Annotated in this window: 23 protein-coding genes; 9 read left to right on the top strand and 14 right to left on the bottom strand. The window is 68.1% G+C overall.

Annotated features, from left to right (window positions below; genetic code table 11):
* Nucleotides 1-36: 36 nt before the first annotated feature.
* Nucleotides 37-234, bottom strand: a complete 198-nt coding sequence (locus tag ACTPOE_RS05025) for a YgaP family membrane protein (RefSeq protein WP_458871119.1) — start codon at nt 232-234, stop codon at nt 37-39.
* Between the two features lie 11 nt (nt 235-245).
* On the bottom strand, nt 246-617 hold the full coding sequence (locus ACTPOE_RS05030; RefSeq protein WP_458871120.1) for an ArsR/SmtB family transcription factor: 372 nt from the start codon (nt 615-617) through the stop codon (nt 246-248).
* Between the two features lie 145 nt (nt 618-762).
* On the opposite strand from ACTPOE_RS05030, the gene ACTPOE_RS05035 reads away from it, so the two are divergent.
* From ACTPOE_RS05035 to ACTPOE_RS05060, 6 genes are all read left to right on the top strand, one after another.
* Nucleotides 763-1,830 (top strand): efflux RND transporter periplasmic adaptor subunit, encoded by a 1,068-nt coding sequence (locus ACTPOE_RS05035; protein ID WP_458871121.1) that lies wholly within the window; start codon nt 763-765, stop codon nt 1,828-1,830.
* Nucleotides 1,827-5,039 carry an efflux RND transporter permease subunit gene (locus ACTPOE_RS05040; RefSeq protein WP_458871122.1) on the top strand — a complete coding sequence of 1,071 codons (3,213 nt, stop codon included), beginning with the start codon at nt 1,827-1,829 and terminating at the stop codon, nt 5,037-5,039. The genes ACTPOE_RS05035 and ACTPOE_RS05040 overlap by 4 nt, the downstream gene beginning before the upstream one ends.
* On the top strand, nt 5,036-5,245 hold the full coding sequence (locus tag ACTPOE_RS05045; RefSeq protein WP_458871123.1) for a YgaP family membrane protein: 210 nt from the start codon (nt 5,036-5,038) through the stop codon (nt 5,243-5,245). Before ACTPOE_RS05040 ends, ACTPOE_RS05045 begins: the two co-directional genes overlap by 4 nt.
* Nucleotides 5,246-5,283: 38 nt before the next feature.
* Nucleotides 5,284-6,672, top strand: coding sequence for a TolC family protein (locus tag ACTPOE_RS05050; RefSeq protein ID WP_458871124.1), 1,389 nt, complete (start codon nt 5,284-5,286; stop codon nt 6,670-6,672).
* 42 nt (nt 6,673-6,714) lie between these two features.
* Nucleotides 6,715-7,989, top strand: coding sequence for an NAD(P)/FAD-dependent oxidoreductase (locus ACTPOE_RS05055; protein ID WP_458871125.1), 1,275 nt, complete (start codon nt 6,715-6,717; stop codon nt 7,987-7,989).
* 66 nt (nt 7,990-8,055) lie between these two features.
* A complete protein-coding gene (locus tag ACTPOE_RS05060) occupies nt 8,056-9,207 on the top strand; it encodes an NAD(P)/FAD-dependent oxidoreductase (protein ID WP_458871126.1) in 1,152 nt (383 codons plus the stop codon).
* Nucleotides 9,208-9,280: 73 nt separating this feature from the next.
* Here ACTPOE_RS05060 and ACTPOE_RS05065 read toward each other — a convergent pair whose 3' ends face one another.
* From ACTPOE_RS05065 to yghU, 5 genes are all read right to left on the bottom strand, one after another.
* Complete coding sequence (locus ACTPOE_RS05065; protein ID WP_458871127.1) at nt 9,281-9,445, bottom strand: hypothetical protein; 165 nt, start codon at nt 9,443-9,445, stop codon at nt 9,281-9,283.
* Nucleotides 9,446-9,459: 14 nt separating this feature from the next.
* Nucleotides 9,460-10,539, bottom strand: coding sequence for a YeeE/YedE thiosulfate transporter family protein (locus ACTPOE_RS05070; protein WP_458871128.1), 1,080 nt, complete (start codon nt 10,537-10,539; stop codon nt 9,460-9,462).
* Between the two features lie 8 nt (nt 10,540-10,547).
* Complete coding sequence (locus tag ACTPOE_RS05075; RefSeq protein ID WP_458871129.1) at nt 10,548-11,486, bottom strand: sulfurtransferase; 939 nt, start codon at nt 11,484-11,486, stop codon at nt 10,548-10,550.
* 133 nt (nt 11,487-11,619) lie between these two features.
* Nucleotides 11,620-12,519: a carbohydrate kinase family protein gene (locus ACTPOE_RS05080; RefSeq protein ID WP_458871130.1), complete on the bottom strand. Its 900-nt coding sequence runs from the start codon at nt 12,517-12,519 to the stop codon at nt 11,620-11,622.
* Nucleotides 12,520-12,830: 311 nt separating this feature from the next.
* Entirely contained in the window at nt 12,831-13,697 is an 867-nt protein-coding gene (gene yghU, locus ACTPOE_RS05085; protein ID WP_458871131.1) for a glutathione-dependent disulfide-bond oxidoreductase, read from the bottom strand.
* Between the two features lie 164 nt (nt 13,698-13,861).
* On the opposite strand from yghU, the gene ACTPOE_RS05090 reads away from it, so the two are divergent.
* Nucleotides 13,862-14,110, top strand: a complete 249-nt coding sequence (locus tag ACTPOE_RS05090; protein WP_458871132.1) for a GlsB/YeaQ/YmgE family stress response membrane protein — start codon at nt 13,862-13,864, stop codon at nt 14,108-14,110.
* Nucleotides 14,111-14,148: 38 nt separating this feature from the next.
* Here the strand turns inward: ACTPOE_RS05090 and ACTPOE_RS05095 are convergent, their stop codons facing one another.
* The 5 genes from ACTPOE_RS05095 to ACTPOE_RS05115 all read right to left on the bottom strand — a co-directional run bounded on the left by ACTPOE_RS05095 (nt 14,149) and on the right by ACTPOE_RS05115 (nt 18,676).
* Entirely contained in the window at nt 14,149-14,379 is a 231-nt protein-coding gene (locus ACTPOE_RS05095) for a SlyX family protein (protein WP_458871133.1), read from the bottom strand.
* 94 nt (nt 14,380-14,473) lie between these two features.
* Nucleotides 14,474-15,799: a M20/M25/M40 family metallo-hydrolase gene (locus ACTPOE_RS05100; protein WP_458871134.1), complete on the bottom strand. Its 1,326-nt coding sequence runs from the start codon at nt 15,797-15,799 to the stop codon at nt 14,474-14,476.
* A 2-nt stretch (nt 15,800-15,801) separates the two neighbouring features.
* Nucleotides 15,802-16,842 carry an allantoicase gene (gene alc, locus ACTPOE_RS05105; protein ID WP_458871135.1) on the bottom strand — a complete coding sequence of 347 codons (1,041 nt, stop codon included), beginning with the start codon at nt 16,840-16,842 and terminating at the stop codon, nt 15,802-15,804.
* 110 nt (nt 16,843-16,952) lie between these two features.
* A complete protein-coding gene (puuE, locus tag ACTPOE_RS05110; RefSeq protein WP_458871136.1) occupies nt 16,953-17,882 on the bottom strand; it encodes an allantoinase PuuE in 930 nt (309 codons plus the stop codon).
* 23 nt (nt 17,883-17,905) lie between these two features.
* Nucleotides 17,906-18,676: a GntR family transcriptional regulator gene (locus tag ACTPOE_RS05115; RefSeq protein WP_458871137.1), complete on the bottom strand. Its 771-nt coding sequence runs from the start codon at nt 18,674-18,676 to the stop codon at nt 17,906-17,908.
* Nucleotides 18,677-18,909: 233 nt separating this feature from the next.
* On the opposite strand from ACTPOE_RS05115, the gene uraH reads away from it, so the two are divergent.
* Both uraH and ACTPOE_RS05125 read left to right on the top strand, forming a co-directional pair.
* A complete protein-coding gene (gene uraH, locus ACTPOE_RS05120) occupies nt 18,910-19,263 on the top strand; it encodes a hydroxyisourate hydrolase (RefSeq protein ID WP_269358957.1) in 354 nt (117 codons plus the stop codon).
* Nucleotides 19,264-19,317: 54 nt separating this feature from the next.
* Nucleotides 19,318-20,541, top strand: a complete 1,224-nt coding sequence (locus tag ACTPOE_RS05125; protein ID WP_458871138.1) for a urate hydroxylase PuuD — start codon at nt 19,318-19,320, stop codon at nt 20,539-20,541.
* Nucleotides 20,542-20,717: 176 nt separating this feature from the next.
* On the opposite strand, the gene ACTPOE_RS05130 is transcribed toward ACTPOE_RS05125, so the two are convergent.
* Entirely contained in the window at nt 20,718-21,815 is a 1,098-nt protein-coding gene (locus ACTPOE_RS05130; protein ID WP_458871139.1) for a hypothetical protein, read from the bottom strand.
* The gene (locus tag ACTPOE_RS05135) at nt 21,805-22,380 is read right to left on the bottom strand and encodes a type 4 pilus major pilin (protein WP_458871140.1); all 576 of its coding nucleotides are present in this window, start codon (nt 22,378-22,380) and stop codon (nt 21,805-21,807) included. Before ACTPOE_RS05135 ends, ACTPOE_RS05130 begins: the two co-directional genes overlap by 11 nt.
* Nucleotides 22,381-22,411 lie beyond the last annotated feature (31 nt).

Genomic DNA, 22,411 nt, shown 5'->3' on the forward strand with positions numbered 1-22,411 from the left:
TCCGAATTCAAGTGACCAAACTCACCAGACAGGACACTAGTCCCGGGATTTCAGCGGGCAGGTGTTGACACCCAGCACAGCGTACAGCGGGCAGAAGCGGAACAGGGCGGTGGCCACGGCCACCAAGCCCAGCCAGCCCCACCAGCCGATGGTGCCGTTGGCGGCCAGCAGGACGAGGACGAGGCCGAGGATCAGACGCAGGATGCGGTCGATCGTGCCTATGTTGAGTTTCATGGGGACTCCTGTCAGGGTTGGTCGAGAGAAGGATCGGGCAGATCCTCGCGCAACGAGGCAAAGGCCGCGCGTTGGGCGGCCGACTGCTCGATCTGCCGCAAAATGCTGCCGCAGACGAGATCGCACAAAGCATTGACCGAAGGATCGGCGATCCGGTAGTAGACGCTGTTGCCGCGGACTTCCCGCGCGACCAGCCCGTGCTTTTTCAGGACGGACAGGTGGCGGGAGACATTGGCCGCCGTGTAGTCGCATTGCTGTGCCAATTCGCCCACGTTGTATTCGCCCTGGCGCAGCAAGCTGAGAATATGCAGCCGGGTCGGCTCGGACAGCGCCCGGAAATACGCGGCGACCGGTTCGAGCACTTCGGGAGGCAGGAGTCCCATTCGAGAGAACTCGCAGAATGGTGGGTAAACCATGAGTATACCTTGGCGCTTTCGATCAATCAATCATCCATCTAATTGACTATTTTCGTACTTAGTTAAATAATATCATCAAATCGATGCCGCCAGCACCGGAAACCACCTCGCCATGCACACCAGCCGCCCATCCTCGCATTTCCGCTCCGCCCCGCTCCGGCTCGCCCTTCGGGCAGGGGCCGGCCTGCTCGCCTGCCTGACTCTGGCCGTCCAGGCGCAATCCCTGCGGACCGCCCCGGTGAACGCGATCACGGCACCCGACCAACTGAGCCTAGACGGAACGGTCCAGGCCATCCGCGAAGCCACTCTCGCGGCCCAGGTCGCCGGAACGGTGGCCTCCGTCGAAATCCAGGCGGGCGACGCGGTCCGCGCCGGGCAGGCACTGCTGCGTCTGGACGGCCAGGAGGCCATGCAGGCGCAGCAGGCGGCCCAGGCCCTGATCCGCGAAGCGGACGCCGAGCTGGCCCTGGCCCAGGCCGAACTGCGGCGCCGCGCGACCCTGTACGCGGAACGCTACATCAGCCAGGCCGCCTATCAGCAGGCCCAGGCCCGTGCGGCAACAGCCCGGGCTCAGGCGGCGGCCCGGCATGCGCAGGCAGACGCGGCCCGGACGCATCACGGCTATTTCACGATCCAGGCGCCATACGACGGCCTGATCGGCCGCCTGGACGCCCACCCGGGCGATATGGTCATGCCCGGCCAGCCATTGGCCACACTCTTCGATCCCGGGGCCTTGCGCATCCAGGCGGCCGTCCCCCAGCACAACATCGGCCAGCTGGCGCCCCAGGCCCATGTCCAATGGCCTCCCGGCCACCCGAACCTGCCCGAGACACTGCCCGTCCAGGTCCTGCCCACGCGGGACGCCACCAGCCTGACCGGCATCATCCGGTTGGCTCTGCCACCCGGCGCTCCCGGACCCGCCCCGGGCACCCCCGTGCGCATCCGGATCGATCTCGACGGCACCGCCAGGACGCGCCTGTGGGTACCGGCCGAAGCCGTCGTCCGGCGCGCCGATCTGCACGGCATCTATGTCCTGGGCGCGGACGGCACGCCCCGCCTGCGGCAGGTTCGCCTGGGACCTCGGGACGGCGATCAGGTCGAAATCCTGGCGGGACTGGCGGCGGGCGAAACCGTCGTGCTGGATCCCGGCCATGTTTCCCCGGAGGGTCGGGCGCGATGAGCACGACACCGGGCATCGCCGGCCGGATCACGGCCCTCTTCCAGGATAATCGCCTCACGCCCTTGCTCGCACTGGCCCTGCTGCTGGCCGGACTGTTCGCGCTGATTGTCACGCCCCGGGAAGAAGAACCGCAGATCGATGTCACCATGGCTACGATCATGGTGGCATGGCCGGGCGCCTCGGCGGGAGACGTCGAGCAGATCATCGCCACGCCGGGGGAGCGCATCCTGGCGCGCATGGAAGGCACCGAACACGTCACCTCCCTGTCCATGCCGGGCCAGGCCGTGCTGACCGTCCAGTTCAAGGTCGGCATCCCGCGCACCGAGGCCCTGGTGCGCCTGCACGACACGCTGCGAACGCAATCGTCCAGCTGGCTGCCCCAGGGCCTCGGCATTCAGCCGCCCGTCGTCCGGCCGCGCGGCGTCGACGACGTCCCCATCGTCGCGCTGACGCTGCACGCCGCGAATGCCTCCCCCCGCGACCTGGAGTGGATCGCCCGCAGCATCGAATCCGACCTCAAGAGAGTTCCAGGCACACGCGACGTCTGGCTGATCGGCGGCGCCGAAAACACGGTCCGCGTGGACCTGGACGCCGGCCGCATGGCCGCCTCGGGCGTGACGATCCAGGACGTCGCCCAGGTGCTGGACGATGCCAACCACAGCCAGCGCGCCGGCGACCAGATCTCCGGCAACCTCAGCCTGACGGTGGACGCGGGCCGGTTCCTGCGTACCGCCGACGACGTCGCCGGACTGATCGTGGCCCGCCGCGACGGACGACCCGTGCGGCTGCGCGAAATCGCCCAGGTCAGCGAAGGTCCGCCTCCCCCGGAACAGTACGTCGGCTATCGGGCCGCGGGGCGCGGCGGGGATACCGAAACCGCCGTGACCCTGGCGATCACGAAAAAACCCGGGGCGAACGCCATCGCCGTCGCCAACGATCTGATGCGACGAGTGGACGAACTGCGGAACACCGTCATTCCGTCCACCATCCAGGTCACGGAAACCCGCAACTACGGGGCCACCGCCGATGCGAAGGCCGGCACGCTGATCCACAAGCTCATCTTCGCCACTCTGTCGGTGGTTCTGCTGGTGCTCCTGGCCCTGGGCTGGCGTGAAGCCGTCATCGTCGGCCTCGCCGTCGGCCTGACCCTGGCCTCCACCCTGTTCGCCTCCTGGGCCTGGGGATTCACCCTGAACCGCGTCTCGCTGTTCGCCCTGATCTTCTCGATCGGCATCCTGGTGGACGACGCCATCGTCGTCGTGGAAAACATCCACCGGCATGCCGGCCTGCATCCCGGACTCTCTCCCGCGCGCCGGATCCCCATGGCCGTGGATGAAGTGGGGGGACCCACCATCCTGGCCACCTTCACCGTCATCGCCGCGCTGCTGCCAATGGCCTTCGTCACCGGACTGATGGGTCCCTACATGAGCCCCATCCCGATCAATGCCAGCATGGGGATGCTGATCTCCCTGGGCATCGCCCTGACCCTGACTCCATGGCTCGCCATGCGCATGGGATCCCATGCGCCGGCGGCCAGCCAGCCCGCGGGGCCGGGGCGTGCGCAGCGGTTCTTCCAGCGCCTGATGGGGCCCTTCCTGTCCGCGCCCCGCGCCAGGCGCAACCGCGCCTGGCTGGGCCTGGCCATCCTGGGTCTGGTCCTGGGATCGATGCTGATGCCCGTTCTGGGATGGGTCGAACTGAAAATGCTTCCGTTCGACAACAAATCCGAATTCCAGGTCATCGTGAAGATGCCGGCCGGCACCCCGCTCGAACGAACCGACGCAGTGCTGCAATCCTTGGGCGACCAGCTCCTGGCCCAGCCCGAGGTCACCAATATCCAGACCTACGCCGGCACGGCCTCGCCCATCAATTTCAACGGACTGGTCCGCCAGTACGACCTGCGACGGGATCCGGCGCTCGGGGACATCCAGGTCAACCTGGCGGACAAGGACCGGCGCGACGCCCAGAGCCATGAGATCGCCATGCGGGTCCGTCCGGTCCTGAAGGCCGTGGCCGATCGCCTCGGCGCCGAGATCCAGGTCGTCGAGGTGCCCCCTGGTCCTCCGGTGCAGGCTCCCATCGTGGCGGAAATCTACGGTCCCGACCCGTCCGGGCGCCACGACCTGGCCGGCGCCGTGCGCCATGTGTTCGAACGGACCGAAGGCATGGTGGACATCGACGACAGCCGCATCGCCGCCGCGCCGCGGATCGTGCTGGCGGTGGACCGCGAACGCGCCGCCCAGGCCGGGGTCTCCCAGTCGGCCATCATCCAGGCCCTGCGGGCCGGACTGGACGGCATCTCCGCCGGCGTCCTGCGCGACGGCCATTCCCGGCCTTCGGCCATCATGCTGGGCCTGCCGTCCGAATACCAGGGCCGGCCGGACGAACTGCTGCGGCTCCCCGTCCGGGCCGCGGACGGCTCAATGATTCCCGTCAGGGAACTGGTCCGGGAAATCCGGACCACGCGCGAGCAGCCCATCCATCACAAGGACCTGCTGCCGGTGCAATACGTCACGGCGGACATGGCCGGCCGGATCGACAGTCCACTGTACGGCATGTTCGCCGCCCGCGACGCCCTGGGCCGGCTTCCCACCCCGGACGGACGGCCCCTGGCGGAATTCTTCACCCGGCAACCCGGCGACCCCTACGAAGGCTACGCCATCAAATGGGACGGCGAATGGCAGGTCACCTACGAAACCTTCCGCGACATGGGACTGGCCTACGCGGTGGGCCTGCTGCTGATCTACCTTCTGGTGGTGGCGCACTTCGGCTCGTACCTAATGCCGCTCATCATCATGGCCCCGATCCCCCTGACCCTGATCGGCGTGATGCCCGGCCATGCGCTGCTAGGCAAGCAGTTCACCGCCACCAGCATGATCGGGATGATCGCCCTGGCCGGCATCATCGTGCGCAATTCCATCCTGCTCGTGGACTTCATCCTGATGCGTCTGCGCGAGGGATCCGGGTTTGCCCAGGCCGTCGTGGAGTCCGCGGCGACCCGTGCCCAGCCGATCCTCCTGACGGGACTGGCCGCCATGCTGGGCGCGCTCTTCATCCTGGACGATCCCATCTTCAACGGCCTGGCGATCGCCCTGATATCGGGCATTGCCGTCTCCACGGTGTTGACGCTGGTCATCATCCCGATCCTGGTCTTCAGCGCCTTCCACCACCATCCCCAAACCCTCGTTCCTCAAGGAGACCAACCATGACTTCCTGGCAACTCGTCCGTATTTTCGCGGGCACGTTCATCCTGCTGTCGCTGCTGCTGGGCGCTCCGGCCAGTCCCTGGTTCCACAGCCAATGGTGGCTGGCCTTCACGGCATTCGTCGGCCTGAACATTCTGCAGAGCGGCGCAACGAAATGGTGCCTGCTGGAGCGCATCATGCATCGCCTGGGCGCGCGCCGGGGCGACTGATGGCGCCGAATCCAGGCGGCCGGCCGGACCGCAGATCCATGCGAACCGCCGCGTTCATGCTGGCGTCCGCGCTGGCGCTGGTCGGCGCCCGAGGCGCCGAGGCGACCGATCTGCTGCAGGCCTGGCAGGCCGCGCAAACGCATGATCCGGAACTGGCGGCGGCACGCCAGGGCCTGCTGGTCGGCAAGGCGCGCGCCGACCAAGCGGACGGCCTGTGGCGCCCCACCCTGGAGGCCCAGGCATCCGTGGGACGCGCGACCCAGGAAAGCCAGACCCGGGGCGCTCATTTCTCCGCCCCCGGCCTCGGCGCCATGGACGGAGCCAATTTCGATACATCGATTCGCAACGGCTCGCGGACGGAATATGGCATCCAGCTGCGCCAGCCGCTGATCGACCTGGGACGCGACGCCCAGGCCCGCCAGCTGCGCCATGCGTCCGCACGGTCCGAAGCCGCCTGGACCATCGCGGAGCAACAAGCGGCGTTGCGCATCGCCCAGCGCTATTTCGACGTGCTGCTGGCCATGCGCCGCCACGCGGCGCTCCTGTCCCAGAAGCGTGCCGTCGGACGGCTGCTGGACCAGGCGCGTGCCCGCTACCGGTCGGGCGACGCATCGATCCTGGATACCCACGAAGCCGAAGCCAGACTCGGTCAGATCGACGCCCAGGTCGAACTTGCCGCCACGCGGCTGGAGCTTGCCCGAACCGCCTTCACTCAGATGACCGGCCTGCCCGCCGACGGCCTGGCGCCGCTCCGGGAAGACGCTCCGGCGCTCGTCGCCCGGCCTGAACGGCCACTGTCCGACTGGCTGGACCAAGTGGACCGGACCAGCCCCGAGCTGCGCCAGGCCCTGGAAACGGCAGCCATGGCCGCTGAACGGGCAGAAGGCCTGCGAGCCGCCGCCCAGCCCACGCTGAGCCTGGTCGGAGCGGCGGGCCGCACCCACCTGAGCGGCTCCGGACAGTACGGCGATGCGGGCTACACGGCACAGCAATGGTCCGTCGGCCTGGAGCTGCGGATTCCGCTTTACACGGGCGGCGTGCGCAGCGCCCAGTACCGCGAGGCGCTGGCCGAACGCGACGGCGCGCGCTTTCAGGCTTCGTCCATGCACCAGCGCTTGAACCTGATGGTGCAGGCCGCATGGCTGAGTCTGGATACGGGGCCCGCGCGCATCCACGCATTGCGCCAGGCGCGCCAGGCCAGCGCGACGCGGCGCGACGCCACCCGGCTAGGCGTCGAGGCGGGCGACCGCACATTGCTGGACCAGCTGGACGCCGAACAGGCTCACACCCAATCCGAACTCGATCTTCACCAGGCACTGGCGGACCTGGCGATCGACCGCCTGAAACTGCAGGCGCTGGCCGGAGGCCTGGGCCAGGAAGCACTGGCTTCCGCCAATTGCATTCTGCGCGATACGCGCTGCCCTTGAGTCCGGACATGGGCGCAAAACACCACGAGAGGAGACAACATCATGGCACATATCATCATCATGGGAGCAGGCATCGGCGGCATGCCGACCGCCTACGAGGTCCGCGCCATGCTCGGACCCGAGCACAAGGTCACCGTCGTCAACGCGGCGGACCGGTTCCAGTTCGTTCCATCGAACCCCTGGGTCGCCATAGGCTGGCGCACGCGCGAAGCGATCACGCTGGAAATCGCTCCCCCCCTGCGGAAGAAAGGCATCGACTTCATCGCCAAGCGCGTGACAGCCATCGATGCCGCCGGCAACAGGCTCACGCTCGATGGCGGCATGGAACTCGAGTATGACTATCTGGTCATCGCCACCGGTCCGAAACTGGCCTTCGACGAAGTGCCCGGCGCCGGCCCCATCGACGGCCATACGTATTCCATCTGCACGGTGGACCATGCCGAACAATGGTGGGTCCGGTACCAGGAATTCCTGAAAGACCCTGGCCCCATCATCATCGGCGCCCTGCCGGGCGCGAGCTGCTTCGGCCCCGCGTATGAATTCGCCTTCATCGTCGCAACCGATCTGCGGCGGCGCAAGCTGCGCAACAAGGTTCCCATGACCTTTGTGACCAGCGAGCCCTATATCGGCCACATGGGTCTGGGCGGCGTGGGCGACAGCAAGGGCATGATCGAAAGCGATTTCCGCAATCTGGACATCCGCTGGATCACCAACGCCAGAACGACCCGGGTGGAAGCCGACACGATGTTCGTGACGGAAATCGATGAAAAGGGCGAACCGCGCAAAGAACACGAACTGCCATTCAGGATGGCAATGATGCTGCCGGCCTTCAAGGGCGTCGATGCCGTGGCCGCCGTGCCCGGCCTGTGCAACCCGCGCGGCTTCGTCCTGGTCGACGAACATCAGCGCAGCAAGCAATACCGCAATATTTTCTCCGCCGGCGTCTGCGTGGCGATCCCGCCAGTGGAAGTCACCCCCGTCCCCACGGGGGCTCCCAAGACCGGCTACATGATAGAGACCATGGTCAGCGCCATTGCCCACAACATCGCGGCGGACCTGGCCGGCCGGCCGGCGACGGCCAAGGGCACCTGGAACGCCATCTGCCTGGCGGACATGGGGAATACGGGCGCCGCTTTCGTGGCGCTGCCGCAGATTCCACCCCGCAACGTCAACTGGTTCAAGAAAGGAAAATGGGTGCACCTGGCCAAGGAGGCCTTCGAGAAATACTTCATCCGCAAAATGAGATATGGCACGTCGGAGCCCATTTATGAAAAATACGTGCTCAAGGCGCTCGGCATCATCCGACTGGAAGAATAGCGGCCGGCGCCGGGATCCCCGCGCCACGGACCGCCCATCCCGGCGATTCACCTGGAAAACCCGATCATGAACCTCGATTCCCGCATCGTCATCCTCGGAGCAGGATTCGCCGCTCTGAAAGCCATCCGGGAAATCCGCCGGCGCGCGCCGCGCGTCCGGATCACGCTGGTGGCCCCCGCAGCCGAATTCGTCTACCAACCCAGCCTGATCTGGATTCCCACGGGCCTGCGCGAGGCCGATTCTCTGCGGATCCCCCTGGAAGGCTTTCTGCGCCGGCACCGGGTCGAATTCCTGGCGGCGCGAGCCACGGGCCTGGCCGACGGAGGGCGCCGCGTGCTGACGGATCATGGCGAGGTCCTCCATGACGGTCTGATCATCACCACCGGCGGACGCTTCATCCGCAAGCTGCCGGGTATCGAGCACGCCCACATCCCATGCTCGGGCGTCGAGGCCGCCCTGGCGATCCGTGAACAGCTGACCGCCATGAGCGGCGGCAGCCTGGCCTTCGGCTTCGGCACCAACCCCCAGGAACCAGCGGCCATGCGCGGCGGCCCCCTGTTCGAACTATTGTTCGGGATCGATACCTGGCTGCGACGGCAGGGACGTCGGGAGCGTTTCGAACTGACCTTCTTCCACGCCAGCGAACGGCCCGGCCAGCGGCTCGGGGAACGGGCCGTCACCGCCCTGCTCGCCGAGATGCGGACTCGTGAAATCCGCCTGTCCCTGGGCCACCCGCCGCAGGCCTTCACAAGCCACAGCGTGGAGACGAAGGGAGAGTCGATCCCCGCGGACATGATTCTGTTCATGCCCGGCATGACCGGCCCGGACTGGGCCGAGGCCAGCGGCCTGCCTCTTTCGCCCGGCGGATTCTTCCAGGCCGACGCCCACTGCCGCATCCGGGGGGAGCCGCATGTCTACGTGGCGGGAGACGCCGGCAGCTACCCAGGACCGGACTGGTTGCCCAAACAAGCCCACATGGCGGAACTGCAGGCCGCGGCGGCCGCGCGCAACCTGCTGGCCGAACTGGCGGGATCCGCGCCATACGCACGGCCGCGCCCCGAACTCCTGTGCGTGATCGACTCCCTGGATGCGGGCACGCTGGTCTATCGAAGCGCCCGCCGGTCATGGATGCTGCCCAGGGCCTCCCTGTTCCACTGGGCCAAGAAACGGTTCGAAGCCCGCTACCTGGGCGGCCTGCGCGGGAACATGCCCGTATAAGTCCGGAACGCCACTGGACGGCCGGGTGCCGGCGGCCGCCTCGATGTTCAGTCGGAAGCCGGGCGTCAGGGCATCAGAACGTCGAGGCGCAATGCCCGCCGCTGGGCGCGACGCCCGAGCCCGCCGCGATCAGCGGCGGCTCGACGCGCACGTTGACCGGCACGCTGTGCGTCCAGTCCCAGGCGAAAAAACCCACGAGCACGATCCAGAAGGCGGCGGCCAGAAATCGGAAATGCATGGCGGTTCCCTCCTTCAGAAAGCGTAGCGGCGGCGCACACGCACGCCGATGAGGGATCCCAGGAATGCCATGGGCACCCAGATCCAGCCGTGCAGGCTGCCGGTGGAGATCCCGCTGACCATGGCGCCGATGTTGCAGCCGAAGGCCAGCCGCGAGCTGTAGCCCAGCAGCAGGCCGGCGGCCAGGCCCACGGCCCATTGCGTCCCGTTCATGGGCTTGGTGGCGGCGGCCGGCTTGCCCGCCGCGATCCACAAGGCGCCCGCCAGGATGCCGATGTTGGTGATCGAGGTCACGTCCAGGAAGACCGACTGCGCCAGCGTCGCCGCGTTGACCGGCTCGCTCCAGAAGGCATTGGCCGATGGGTCGAACAGATGCGCGGCCGTGGCGATCTTGGCCGCCCACAGACCGAAGCCGTAGACGATGCCCCAGGGCTGGCCGGCGATCACCAGGTTCAGCACCGCCAGCGCCGCCAGCAGCACGGCGCCCCATAGCAGCCTGCGGTTCCACAGCGGCGCCGCGCGGCCGGCCCAGCGCACCACGCCGAGGCCGACCAGGGCCAAGCCGGCCAGCGTCAGCAGCAGCGCGACGGGCGCGCCGAAATGCGCCACCAGACCGTAGGGCGGCAGGGCCCCCAGGGCCAGCCAGCGGTCCAGCGTGGCGGAACCGAGGAAGCTGCCGATGGCGAACAACGGCAGGATCGCCATGTTCAGAGGGATGCCCAGACCGGCCTTGTACAGGGTGCCGGAACCGCAGCCGTCGGCCACCTGCATGCAGGCGCCGAACACGAAGGCGCCCACGATCAGGCTGACGCTGGGCGGCCCCAGGGCGGCCCCCAGGTCGGTGGGATAAGCGGCCAGCAGAGGCATGGACGCCGCCGCCGCGACCGCCAGCAACACCAGTTGCGCCAGCACGCCGGACGGGTCACGCTGCTCGATCAGCCGCCGCCAGCCGGTGGTGAAACCGAAGCGCGCACCCGCCAGCACCGCCCCCAGGCCGATGCCGACCAGGAACAGCAACGCCTGGCGCAAGGCCACCGACCAGGCCAGGAAGACGCAGAAGGCGGCGATGAGGATCGCGAGAGGAAGACGTTTCATGGGTCAGATCAGCCGAATACGCCCTTCAACTTGTCCAGGATCTGGCTGCCGCGGCCGGGGACATGCTCCATCGGCCGGTTCGGGTCCTGCGACCATTCGGCCATGGACTCGGGATACAGCCGCACGTTCTTCTGGCCGACGATCTCCGACAACGCGAACCAGTCGGTGGCCGCCCAATGGCCGGTGTTGCAGAACGAGATCGTTTCGGACTTCGGGTCGGGCAGGAGTTCGGCGGCGATCTTGCGTGCCTTGTCCGCCGGGACGAAGATCGAAGTGCCGGGCTCGAACCAGCGACCGTTCTCCACATTGACCGCGCCCTGGATCGTGCCGGGCACCTGAGCCGTCGGCGCCTTGACCTTGCCCAGGTAGAAGTCCAGCGGCCGGGCATCCACCAGCCGGGTCTGCGGGTTGCCGACCTGCGCGGCCACCTGATCGGTGGTGGCGATGATGGATTCGTCCAGCTTCGGCTCGAAGGCCGTCGCAGCGACCGACGGCGCCGCCTGGTCCCGCGGCAGGCCGGCGCCGGCCCAGGCCTTCAGCCCGCCGTTCAGGACGGACAATTCCTTCAGGCCCAGGTATTTCAGGGTCCAGTACACCCGCGCCGCGGCGCCGAAGTCGGTGCCGTCTGCCCCCGACGAGACCACCACCGCATGCGTGTCCCGGTCGACGCCCAGGTCGCGCACCAGCCGCGTCAGCCTGTCCAGCGGCGGCAGCTGACCGGGATTGTTCGCCGGCCCGCGCCACTGGGCGTAAGGCGCCGACACCGCGCCGGGAATGTGGCCGGCGGCGTAGGCGTCGGGCGGCCGGATGTCGATGACCCGCACCGACGGCTGCTGCCGGACCACGTCCAGTTCGGACGGCGTCAGCAGGGGCTGGGCCGCCCAGGCGGCCGAGCAGGCCCCGAGAGCGAGGAAGAGCGCGCCCAGGCGGGCGGACAGGGATTTCATGATGAGGCCTTTGGGAAACAAGGAAGCGACCGCTCATTCTCCCAGATTCGATCGCACGGCAGGCGATACCTTTAAAACCTGAAGTTATATGAGGACTGGGGAGCCCGGGCACCCGCCGCGCCCGTTTCGCGCCTCAGGCCCGCAGCGGGCCGGCCAGGTTGGCCGGGATCACCTGGATCACCCGGGCGGCGCTGTCGCTGGCGGCGGCGAGCGCCTCCATCGGAGCGGCGCCACCGGCCCAGGCATGGACGAAAGCGGAGGCGAAGGCGTCGCCCGCGCCGATGGTGGACACCGGGGCGACGGTCCGCGCGGGATGAAAATGGCCCTGCTCGCCGTCATGAAACAGGGCGCCGCCCTGCCCCAGGGTCACCAGGATGGACTGGCCGGGCCGGCGCACCAGCCGCCGCGCGAGGTCGCGGGCCGCGTCCGGCGCAGGGGCGTCGGTATCCAGGTCCGCATCCCCGCACAGCCGCGCGGCTTCGCGTGCGTTGACGCACAGCAGGTCGGCCCGTTCCCACAGGCCGAGCAGGGCTTGAGGATCGGCCAGTTGCCGCGCGCCGGGCGTTACCGCCAGCCGATGGCGCGACGCGGTCATGCGCGCCAGGGATCGTTCCAGCCAGGACTGGGATTCCAGGGACAGGCCCGTCACGTAGACGACATCCGCCTTCTCCAGGCCGGGAAAACCCTGTTCCCCGACCCAGGCGCTGGCACCGCGCTGCGCGTAAGCGCGCGCCGCGCCGGTCTCGTCCACCATCACCACGGCCTTGCCCGTGGGCAGCGCGTGATCGGGAATGGCGGTCTGGATGCCGTGGCGCCGGAGGATATCCCGCAGCAGGTCGCCTTCCAGGTCGCAGCCCACACAGGCATGGACAGTGGCGTGAGCGCCGCGCGCAGCCACATTCAGCGCGGCATTCACCGCCCCGCCGCCCGCGTACAGGCCGATGTGCTCCACGTCCTGCTTGGCCGCGCGCATGGGCCGGACGCGGGATACGACGATGTCGACGACGGCCGCGCCGATGGTGGTGAATTGCATGGATGTATCCGCCTGGAATTGAAAAAGGCCCCACGCACCTTCGGCCTGCCGCTCCCCTGGGGGCTCGGCACGTCCGCCACCCGATCCGCGAAGACGCGCACGCGCCGGGGAGCGGATGACGGTGGTGAGGGAACAACAGATTAACCGGCATCGACGGCGGCGGACAATCCGGCAGGATACCGACCAGTCCCGGCGCGCCCGCGGCGCATTCCGTCGTCTTCATCACCGGCGGCTGCCAGGGCCTGGATCGACCGGCGGTCCGCCCGAGCGGACGCGCCCGCGTCCTGAACCCCGGCGTCCCGAGCCGCAGCTCAGGCGATCTTGTCCCGGGTCCGGGTGTCGAAGTCCGACGCGTCGTGGCGTTCCCAGAGCTGCTCGGAGGGATCGCCGGACGTGCGGTTCACCATCCTCCCGCGCCGCACCGCCGGGCGCTCGCCGATGGCCCGGGCCCAGCGCATCGCGTGGCGATAGTCGCCGGCCGACAGGAATTCCGCCGCGCCATAGACCTGGTTCAGCAACAATCCGCCATACCAGGGCCAGATCGCCATGTCGGCGATCGTGTAATCGCTCCCCGCCACGAATTCATGGTCGGCCAGGCGCTTGTCGAGCACGTCCAACTGGCGCTTGGCCTCCATGGCGAAGCGGTTGATGGCGTATTCGATCTTCACAGGGGCGTAGGCGTAGAAATGGCCGAATCCGCCGCCCACGTATGGCGCGCTGCCGACCTGCCAGAACAACCAGGACAGACATTCCGCCCGAGCCGCCGGCTCGGTCGGCAGGAAGGCGCCGAACTTTTCCGCCAGGTACGTCAGGATCGCCCCGGACTCGAAGACCCGGATGGGTGCCTGGCCGCCGTGATCCACCAGCGCGGGGATCTTGGAGTTGGGATTGATGCCGACGAAGCCGCTGCCGAACTGGTCACCCTCGCCGATACGGATCAGCCAGGCGTCGTAGTCCGCCCCCGAACATCCTCGCGCCAGCAATTCCTCCAGCAGGATCGTGACCTTGACTCCGTTGGGCGTGGCCTGGGAATAGAGCTGCAGCGGGTGCTTGCCGACCGGCAGCTCACGCTCGTGCGTGGGCCCCGACACGGGACGGTTGATGTTGGCGAACCGGCCGCCGCTGGGCTGGTCCCAGGTCCACACTCTGGGCGGCTGGTATTCGGGCGTCTGACTCATGCTGCATGCTCCTGATGGGCGCCGCCCTGCCGAGGGCGGCAAAAGCGCTTAAAGTACCAGCATCGGCCACCGCTGTGAACCGTTCAGTCGGCCGCTGGACGAATGCCCACGTCCGGCCCTATGATGAAGCCCACCAAACCATTGAATCTTCAAAGGAGAAGCGGATGGGCATTATCAGCATGATTATCGTCGGGTTCATCGTCGGCCTGATCGCGCGGGCGATCATGCCCGGCGAACAGAAGCTGGGCTGGATCCTGACCACGGTCCTGGGGATCGTCGGCGCCATCGTGGCCGGCTACCTGGGCGCCGCGCTGGGCTTCTACCAGGCTGGCCAGGGTGCGGGCTGGATCGGCTCCATCGTCGGCGCCCTGATCGTGCTGTTCATCTACGGCAAGTTCATCCGCAAGGCCTGAACGGCCGGAGCGCCTCGCGAACGACCTGGCCCGCGCGGTCAATAATGCGGCGGCCGCTCGTCGGCTCCGCCGCCTGGGCTGGGCGCGCCGCCGGCCGCGAACTGCTGGCGCAAGGCCAGCAGTTCGCGCGCCAGGGATTCGATCTGCTGCTGCTGGCGAAACACCGTGCGGTTCAGCTGGTCCAGCAGGTCGTCGGCGTACACCGCCTTGACCTCCAGATCCACCAGACGCTTTTCCTGCGCGGCGGGGTCGATGTCGGCTTCGTTCATGTCCAGAGTCCTACCAGGAAGTTTCAGGCGGCGGACAGAGGCAGGAAACGCCCCACGCTGCGCCCGGGCTTGCGTCCACCTCGCAGCCCGCATGCTACTCGGATTCGCCGGGGGCCGGGCAGTCCGCAGGGACCGCTCGGCGTCCAGGCTCATCCCCCAAGGGGGCCGTTTTTTCCTCGGGGCGGCCCGGTGCCAAGAAATCGGCCAGCAGGCTGGCCATCACCCGGGTGGCGCCGCGCAAGTCCCCCAGCATAACGTGTTCGTCGGCCTGCTTGGCGCGCGATTCCATGACGGTGCGCGGTCCCGCCCCGTACATGACGGTCGGTACGCCGTGCTCGGCATACAGCCGCGCATCGGCGTACAACGGGGTGCCCACGGCCGGGACGTCCTCGCCGAACACCGCGCGCGCATGCCTGCGCAGGCTGTCGACCAGCTTTTCATGACCCGGCAGCGGCCGCAGGGCCCGCGCCAGCAGGATGCGGCGCACCTCGACAGAGATCCCCGGCAGGCCGGCCACGGCAGCGGCGATGAAGGCGCGCACCTCGGCCTCGACGACGGCGGGGTCCTCTTCGGGGATCAGGCGGCGGTCCATCTTCAGCACTACTTTGCCCGGCACCACGTTGGTGTTGGTGCCGCCGTCGATGCGGCCCACGATCATGGTGGGATGAGTGATGCCGTCGATCCGGGAATCGATGCCGTCGAGCGCGTCCGCTCGGCGGTAGATCTCGTCCAGGATGCGGCTGGCCGCCCGCAGGGCGTCGTGCCCGGTCTCGGGCGCGGAGCCGTGCGTCGCCTTGCCGTGGACAGTGATCTCGAACTGCAGACAGCCGTTGTGCGCCGTGACCACGGCGTGGCTGAAGCTGGCGCAGACCGCGTAGTCCGGCTTCGTCAGGCCGCACTCCAGCAGCCAGCCCGGTCCCTTGAGCCCGCCGAATTCCTCGTCGTAGGTGAAATGCAGTTCCACCGCGCCTGTCAGGGGCGTGCCGGCGGCCTCCAGCGCGCGCACGGCATGCAGGTAGGTGGTGAAGTCGCTCTTGGACACGGCCGAGGCGCGACCGTAGAGGCGCCCGTCCACGACTTCGCCGCCATAGGGGTCGCGGGTCCAGCCCTCGCCCGGCGGCACCACGTCGCCATGGGCGTTGAGCGCCAGCACGGGACCGCCCGCGCCATAGCGGCGGCGCGCGATCAGATTGGTGATGCTGCGCATGCCGTAGGCCCGCGTTTCCTCGTCGGGCACGCGATGGCGCTCGACCTCCCAGCCCCAGCCTTCGAGCACGGCGGCCACGGTCTCGGCGTGTGGAGCGTTGTCGCCCGGCGGCGTGTCCGTGGGCACGGCCACCAGGCGTTGCAGCAGCGCGACCTGCTCGTCGAAGTGGGCGTCCACCCAGGCATGCAGGGCGGTGTGCAGAGTCTTTCCCATCGTCAGCGGACCAGGCGGCCCCAGATGCGCACGCGGCTGATGCCGCCGTCGGGGAACATATTCACGCGCACGTGCGAGACCGGACCGACCTCCTGGAGGGCGCTGCCTTCGTAGAAGTGCTGCTTGTCCATCTCGGTCTTTTGCTCGCCCAGAAGCACGGGCCAGAACATGGCCTGGGTCACCAGGGACTGATCGGTCGATTCAGCCACCAGCGCGCCCTGCACCGAGACGCGGTCGGGGTAGTTGCCCTTGAAGTGCGCCGTGTCGATCTCGATCTTTTCCACGACGACCGGATGGCCCAGTTCCAGGATCAGCCAGTCGTTGCCCGGCTCGCGGCGGCGGCGGGTTTCCCAGCCGTCGCCCATGTTGACGCCGCGGCCCGCCTGGATGACGCTGGTGGGCATGCCGAAGTGGGCGTCGCTGTAGGCGACGACACGGCCGCCGCTGGCCAGTGCCGACACTTCGTACAGGGCGTCCGGGTCGCGCCGGTCCCAGTCGCAGGCCGGCTGGCCGTAGACACGCAGACGGGCCACGCCGCCGTCCGGGAAGATGTTCAGACGCAGGTGAGTCCAGACGCGGGCGTCGTCGATCTCGACGAAATGGTGGGAATTGCCCTGCAGCGACTTGGCCGCGACGAGCTCGACCCATTCGGTCCCGGCGTCGGGCTCGCCTTCGCAGGACGCCGCCTGGATGGACGCGGCGGGCGGGAAATTGCCGGTGAAATGGCTGGTGTTGATATCCAGGCCCTTGATCGTGCCCGGCAGCCCCAGCTTGACGATGGCCCGATCATTGCCGCCGTTGCGGCGGCGGCGGGTCTCCCAGCCATCCATCCACTTGCCGTGGTCGTCGAACTTGCCGACGATGAAAACGGGCTCGGCATCCTGCAGCATGCGCTGCGCGGCAGCGAAGAATTCGTCCGAGCAGGACAGCACCCGGGCGCCCAGGCTTTCACTGGCAAGATTCGGGTGGCGGGTGGCGAAGGCGGGCAGATCGACCGCGGGGGCGTCGACGACGGTGCCGACGGGCAGATTGGAAGAAGCCATGGGATATGCTCCAAAGAGGCTGTGAAACCCGCCGGGCCGGTCCTTCGGCGCCCGGCGGGAAAGGCCGGGCGCTGTGCCCGGTCGGAGGTTTTGGACAGGCTCGCCCTGGATCAAGCGGGCTTGTAGGGGTGTTCCTTCACCCAGTGGCGGGCGATGTCGGCGCGGGTGGCGATCCAGACGCGGTCGTGCTTCTGGATGTGGTCCAGGAAGCGCTGCAGGCCGGCGAACCGGCCCGGACGACCGATCAGGCGGCAGTGCAGGCCGACCGACATCATCTTCGGCGCGGCCTCGCCTTCAGCGTAGAGCACGTCGAAGGCATCGCGCAGATAGCTGAAGAAGTGGTCGGCGGTGTTGAAGCCCTGCGGCGAGGCGAAGCGCATGTCGTTCGTGTCCAGGGTGTAAGGCACGATGAGCTGCGGACGGACCTTGCCACCGCCCAGGTCCACCTCGGTCCAGAACGGCAGATCGTCGCCGTAGTAGTCGGCGTCGTACAGGAACTTGCCTTCCTCGGCGACGATGCGCAGGGTGTTGGGGCTGTCGCGCCCGGTGTACCAGCCTTCGGGGTGGCGGCCGAGCAGCTTCGTGACGATTTCCACACAACGCAGGAAGTGCTCGCGCTCGACGTCCTCGGGCACGTCCTGGTAGTGGATCCAGCGGTAGCCGTGGCAGGCGACTTCATGGCCCAGTTCGACGAAGGCACGCGCAACCTCGGGATTGCGTTCCAGCGCCATGCCCACGCCGAAAACCGTCAGCGGCAGGCCGCGACGCTCGAACTCGCGCAGGATACGCCAGACGCCCGCGCGCGAACCGTATTCGTAGATGGACTCCATCGACAGGTGGCGGGCGGGATAGGAGGCCGCGCCGATGATCTCGGATAGGAACTGCTCCGACCCCGGATCGCCATGCAGCACACAGTTCTCGCCACCCTCCTCGTAGTTGACGACGAACTGCACGGCCACGCGGGCCCGGCCTGGCCAGTTGGCATGAGGAGGGGTGCGGCCATAGCCGGCGAGGTCGCGGGGGTAGTGCTGGTCTGCCATGAGAGTGTCTCCTGTCGATTGGGTCAGAGCGATGGGTTCAGGGTGTGGCGCCGAAGCGTGGACCAGGGATCGGCGCCGGACCCGGGCGCGACGTCCATCCGCTGTTCGCAGTCCTCGAGGTGGTGGTCCATGGCGGCGCGCGCGCCCGGCGTGTCGCGCCGGGCGATGCAGTCCAGGATGTCCCTGTGCTCCAGGTACGAGCAGGCGCTGCCTTCCGAGGTGTCACCCAGCGCGATGATCAGCGTGGTGCGGGCGCACAGGCCGGCCAGCATCTCCGTCAGCACCTGGTTGTCCAGCAGGCGGGCGAGCTCGACATGGAAGGCGTTGGACAGGCGCAGCCAGCTGATGCGGTCGCCCTGCTCGAAGGCGCACTGTTCACGGTCGACCATCTCGCGCAGGGGCACGAGCCGGTCGGCCACGTCATTCAGAGCCGTCAGCATGTCGATCACGATGCATTCCAGCGCGCGGCGCATGGCGAACACGTCGCGCACTTCCTTGGGCGTCGCCTGCCAGACGGTGGCGCCGCGATTGGGCTCGATTGCCACGATCTTGTCATGCGCCAGCCGCGCCAGTGCCGCGCGCACCGTGCCACGCGAGCAATCGAAGGCCGCACACAGCGCTGATTCAGTCAGCTTGGCTCCAGGCAGCAGCCGACGGTCCATGGCGGCGTCGAAGATTTCCCCGTAGACGCGATCGACGTCCGACGGCTCGCTGGCCGGCCTGGACTCGCGCAGGGACGAGGCGCGCGGCGCCTTCAGGTCCTGGGCGGTGCGGGCGGGCTTCAGTTGGAGCATGGCCATAGGTGAAAACGACAGGATTGATTGGCGACGAAAATTGTTGACAATTATTGTGTATCAAGCCAGAATCGTCAACACAAATTGTTGACAATCATCCGTCCGCAATCATTCGCACCCGTCCTGCCCCGAAATCCGCCGGCCCGTTCCGGCGCTTCGCGAACCGGCACACCATTCGCCGGGTCCGGCCATACCGGGGGCCTATTGGCAGGATACTGACCGGCGTAAATCCCATGGGAAAACTCTCCACCCATGTCCTGGACACCGTGCACGGTGTGCCAGCCCAGGGCGTCGCCCTCGAACTCTATCGCCTCGACGGTGATTCCCGCACCCTGCTCGCGCAAACGGCCACCAACCAGGACGGCCGCTGTGACGCGCCCCTGCTCAGCGGTCCCGCGCTGACCCGGGGCGTGTATGAGCTGGTCTTCCATGCCGGCGACTACTTCGCCCGCAAGGGAGTGCCGCTGCCCGAACCCCGTTTCGTCGACCAGGTCGTGCTGCGCTTCGGCGTGGCAAATCCGGACGAAAACTATCACGTTCCCCTGGTCGTGACGCCGTGGACCTGGTCCACCTATCGCGGCAGCTGAGCCTCGCGCCCACCCCGGCAATCCCTACATCGAAGAAACCAAGAGGAGACTCTCATGGAAAGCTTTTTCCTTGAGTACGGCAACCTGCTGCTGCGCTGGCTGCACGTCATCGCCGCCATCGCCTGGATCGGCGAATCCATTTATTTCGTCATGCTCGACCTGAGCCTGCACGCGCCCAAGGGCGAGCACGCCAGGAAGCTGGGCGTGTACGGCGAAATGTGGGCCGTGCACGGCGGCGGCTTCTACCACAACCAGAAGTACCTGACCAACCCGGCCGAGCTGCCCGACGACCTGCACTGGTCGTTCTGGAAGTCTTACACCACCTGGCTGTCGGGCTTCGGCTTGTTCATGCTGCTGTACCTGCTGCGCGCCGACATCTACCTGGTCAATCCGGCCAGCCCCTGGGAATGGGCACGCAACATGAACGGCACCGAGGCCGGCATCCTGGCCGTGGCATTCCTGGTGGTCGGCTACAACGTGTATTCGCGCCTGTGCCGCATCATCAGCCCCACCGTCGAACGCGATGGACTGCTGAGCGTGGCCGTGGGCGTGATGATGGTACTGGTCGCCTGGCTGACCACGCAAATATTCCCGGGCCGCGCCGCGTTCCTGATCACCGGCGCATTGATGGCGACCTGCATGTCGGCCAGCGTGTTCTTCTGGATCATTCCCGGGCAGCGTCGCATGGTCAAGGCCCTGAAGGCGGGCGAAAAGCCGAATCCGCTGGACGGCGCCCTGGGCAAGCAGCGCTCGGTGCACAACACCTACTTCACCCTGCCGGTGATCTTCCTGATGCTCAGCAACCACTATTCGTTCACCTATACGAACGAATATGCCTGGGTCATCATGAGCCTGTTCATCTTCGCCGGCGCGGTGATCCGCCAGTACTTCGTGCTGCGCCACACGGGAAAGAACGATCTGCGCTACCCGCTGGCCGGCATCGCGATGCTGGCGATCATCGGCTGGATCGCCGCCCCGGCGCCCGCCGCGCAGACCAGCCGGGCCGGCGGCGCGGCCGCCCCGGCCCAGGCCGCCGTCACGGTGGAGCAGGTCCACGGCATCATCACGGCCCGCTGCACGGAATGCCATTCGGCCAAGCCCACGCAGGCCGGTTTCGCCGCCGCGCCGGCCGGGATCCTGCTGGACACCAACGAGCAGACCCTGCAGCACGCCGAGCAGATCAAGCAGGTCGTCGCCAGCAAGTACATGCCGCTGGCCAACCTGACGCAGATGACGGACGAGGAACGCGCCGTGATCGCCGCCTGGAACGGCAAGTAAGGCCCGCGCGGGCGTCTCGCTCTGCCCTCGCCCGGCCCCGGCGCCGGAAAACCGGAGGCGTGCCCGATGCGGACACGGTCGTCCGCCGCAGTGAAATCCGCGGGCGGCGCCGGAAAGACCGGCTTGGGGGGGTGGGGCCGGTCGTGCGGGAGCGCCGGACCCACGATCCGCGCCGCTCATTTCCGCGACAGGCACAGGTACCCCACGGTCAGGCCTTCCGGGGCCGCGACGGACCCGCTTTCGGCCACCTGCGCCATGACGTACCCGGTCGGACACGAGCAGGCGCCGGTGACCGGATTGACCGAGGGGACGCCCATGGCGCTGAAGCAGCCTCGTCGGCTGTTCAGCATGTAGCCGCCACCGGCCGGGCGCGCCACCAGAGACCAGAACCCCTGCTGGCAGGCCAGCACGCCCGCCCCCTCCCTGACCCGGCCCAGCGCGCCTTCCGGCGCACAGGCCTCGCCGACGCCCCAACCCTGTTCCAGCTGCAGGCTGTCGCGCGCGACCAGGCGCGTCCCGCTGCGCACCACGCCCTGGATCGTGGCATCTCCCTGGAGATCCGGATCGCGGGCGTCCCGCACCCGGAGGTAGGCTCCATCGTCACCCCCAGCTCCTGTACCGCTCCCCTGCCCCACGGGCGCCCGGGCCGCGAGAGCCACGACGCCAGGCATCCAGTCGGGGACACCCTCTTCCGGCACAGGAACGAGCAGTCCGGCGCCGCTCAGGAAGCCGGGCCGGCGCGGCCAGACCACCAGCCCCCGCCCTTCGGCAGCCTGAAGCCATTCGGCCACCAACGCCTCGTCCACCCCGCCGGCGGCAGTCCGCAGAGCGGGCCGCGCATGGACCAACGCCCACACGCGGCAGGATGGCCCCGGACACTCGCCCTCGCGCACCACCCGCAGCCCCAAGGTCCGGCGCAACGGCCCCGCGGCCTGCCAGCCTCCGGCCAGCAGGCCTGCCGCCCGCAGTTCGTCCCAGCGCGGCGCCGTCCAGTCGGCGTAGCCCTGCCCGGCCAGGACATCGGCATCTCCGGCACTGGCGAGATCGGCCGCGTGGTGCGCCAGGAAAGCCTCGGCCGCGTCGCGGGCGACGCCCATCCAGGCGGCGAGGGAACGAGCCTGCAGCGTCCGGGCGCGCTGCGCCCATTCCTGGCCGGCCCAGATCGTCAAAGCCAGGCCCAGAGCCGCGGCGATCATGAATTCCAGCAGCAGGGCCCCTCGCTGGATCCGGCGAGGGACACGCCGCCCGCGCCCGGCGACACGGTCAACTGACATGGAACTCGAACTGGTTGACGTCCCCCTTGGCGCAGGCCGACTCCGCCGACAGCGCATTGTAGGTCGTGGCTTCGTCCTTGACCGTGCGGGCGGCGGCGCCGTCGGCCTCCACCGTGATGCGGTCGGCCACGCGCTGCAGCACCGACGCGATCGAGGGGCAGGCCACGTGGTTCACCCGCTTCAGTCGCAACAGGAACGCCGCGCCGGCATCCGCCGATTCGATCTCGACGGTGCCGCCGCCCCCCAGCCCGTGCAGCACGGCGCCGTCGCTCGCCAGGGTCAGCACGCTGGAATCCGCCACCATGGCCGCCAGATTGGCCATGCCGATGTTCTCGTATGGCGCGTCGCCGGAGGTCCCGGCGTTGACGCGCACATGCATGACGAAGCGGGCCAGCTCCTGGCCGACCTTGGGCACCTTGTTTTCCATCACATAGCCGCCGATCGCGGGAATGCCGATGACCGCGATCAGCAGCACGATGGCGGTGACGATCGAGACCTCGACCAGGGAAAATCCCGCCTGTCCCGTCCGGTGGCGCGCGGCGCGCGATTGTTCCAACGTTTGCATGAAGCCTCCTTTGCCGGATGCCCGGCGCACG

The organism is Castellaniella sp. WN (assembly GCF_054457555.1).

What these genes read in the sequence shown, in the direction of transcription:
- ACTPOE_RS05115 (WP_458871137.1), bottom strand. Translation starts at nt 18,676, where the DNA reads ATGCTCCAACTGAAGCCCGCCCGCACCGCCCAGGACCTGAAGGCGCCG.
- alc (WP_458871135.1), bottom strand. Translation starts at nt 16,842, where the DNA reads ATGGCTTCTTCCAATCTGCCCGTCGGCACCGTCGTCGACGCCCCCGCG.
- ACTPOE_RS05065 (WP_458871127.1), bottom strand. Translation starts at nt 9,445, where the DNA reads ATGCATTTCCGATTTCTGGCCGCCGCCTTCTGGATCGTGCTCGTGGGT.
- ACTPOE_RS05095 (WP_458871133.1), bottom strand. Translation starts at nt 14,379, where the DNA reads ATGAACGAAGCCGACATCGACCCCGCCGCGCAGGAAAAGCGTCTGGTG.
- uraH (WP_269358957.1), top strand. Translation starts at nt 18,910, where the DNA reads ATGGGAAAACTCTCCACCCATGTCCTGGACACCGTGCACGGTGTGCCA.
- ACTPOE_RS05045 (WP_458871123.1), top strand. Translation starts at nt 5,036, where the DNA reads ATGACTTCCTGGCAACTCGTCCGTATTTTCGCGGGCACGTTCATCCTG.
- ACTPOE_RS05055 (WP_458871125.1), top strand. Translation starts at nt 6,715, where the DNA reads ATGGCACATATCATCATCATGGGAGCAGGCATCGGCGGCATGCCGACC.
- yghU (WP_458871131.1), bottom strand. Translation starts at nt 13,697, where the DNA reads ATGAGTCAGACGCCCGAATACCAGCCGCCCAGAGTGTGGACCTGGGAC.
- ACTPOE_RS05040 (WP_458871122.1), top strand. Translation starts at nt 1,827, where the DNA reads ATGAGCACGACACCGGGCATCGCCGGCCGGATCACGGCCCTCTTCCAG.
- puuE (WP_458871136.1), bottom strand. Translation starts at nt 17,882, where the DNA reads ATGGCAGACCAGCACTACCCCCGCGACCTCGCCGGCTATGGCCGCACC.
- ACTPOE_RS05070 (WP_458871128.1), bottom strand. Translation starts at nt 10,539, where the DNA reads ATGAAACGTCTTCCTCTCGCGATCCTCATCGCCGCCTTCTGCGTCTTC.
- ACTPOE_RS05050 (WP_458871124.1), top strand. Translation starts at nt 5,284, where the DNA reads ATGCGAACCGCCGCGTTCATGCTGGCGTCCGCGCTGGCGCTGGTCGGC.
- ACTPOE_RS05090 (WP_458871132.1), top strand. Translation starts at nt 13,862, where the DNA reads ATGGGCATTATCAGCATGATTATCGTCGGGTTCATCGTCGGCCTGATC.
- ACTPOE_RS05035 (WP_458871121.1), top strand. Translation starts at nt 763, where the DNA reads ATGCACACCAGCCGCCCATCCTCGCATTTCCGCTCCGCCCCGCTCCGG.
- ACTPOE_RS05030 (WP_458871120.1), bottom strand. Translation starts at nt 617, where the DNA reads ATGGGACTCCTGCCTCCCGAAGTGCTCGAACCGGTCGCCGCGTATTTC.
- ACTPOE_RS05025 (WP_458871119.1), bottom strand. Translation starts at nt 234, where the DNA reads ATGAAACTCAACATAGGCACGATCGACCGCATCCTGCGTCTGATCCTC.
- ACTPOE_RS05100 (WP_458871134.1), bottom strand. Translation starts at nt 15,799, where the DNA reads ATGGGAAAGACTCTGCACACCGCCCTGCATGCCTGGGTGGACGCCCAC.
- ACTPOE_RS05125 (WP_458871138.1), top strand. Translation starts at nt 19,318, where the DNA reads ATGGAAAGCTTTTTCCTTGAGTACGGCAACCTGCTGCTGCGCTGGCTG.
- ACTPOE_RS05135 (WP_458871140.1), bottom strand. Translation starts at nt 22,380, where the DNA reads ATGCAAACGTTGGAACAATCGCGCGCCGCGCGCCACCGGACGGGACAG.
- ACTPOE_RS05130 (WP_458871139.1), bottom strand. Translation starts at nt 21,815, where the DNA reads ATGTCAGTTGACCGTGTCGCCGGGCGCGGGCGGCGTGTCCCTCGCCGG.
- ACTPOE_RS05075 (WP_458871129.1), bottom strand. Translation starts at nt 11,486, where the DNA reads ATGAAATCCCTGTCCGCCCGCCTGGGCGCGCTCTTCCTCGCTCTCGGG.
- ACTPOE_RS05080 (WP_458871130.1), bottom strand. Translation starts at nt 12,519, where the DNA reads ATGCAATTCACCACCATCGGCGCGGCCGTCGTCGACATCGTCGTATCC.
- ACTPOE_RS05060 (WP_458871126.1), top strand. Translation starts at nt 8,056, where the DNA reads ATGAACCTCGATTCCCGCATCGTCATCCTCGGAGCAGGATTCGCCGCT.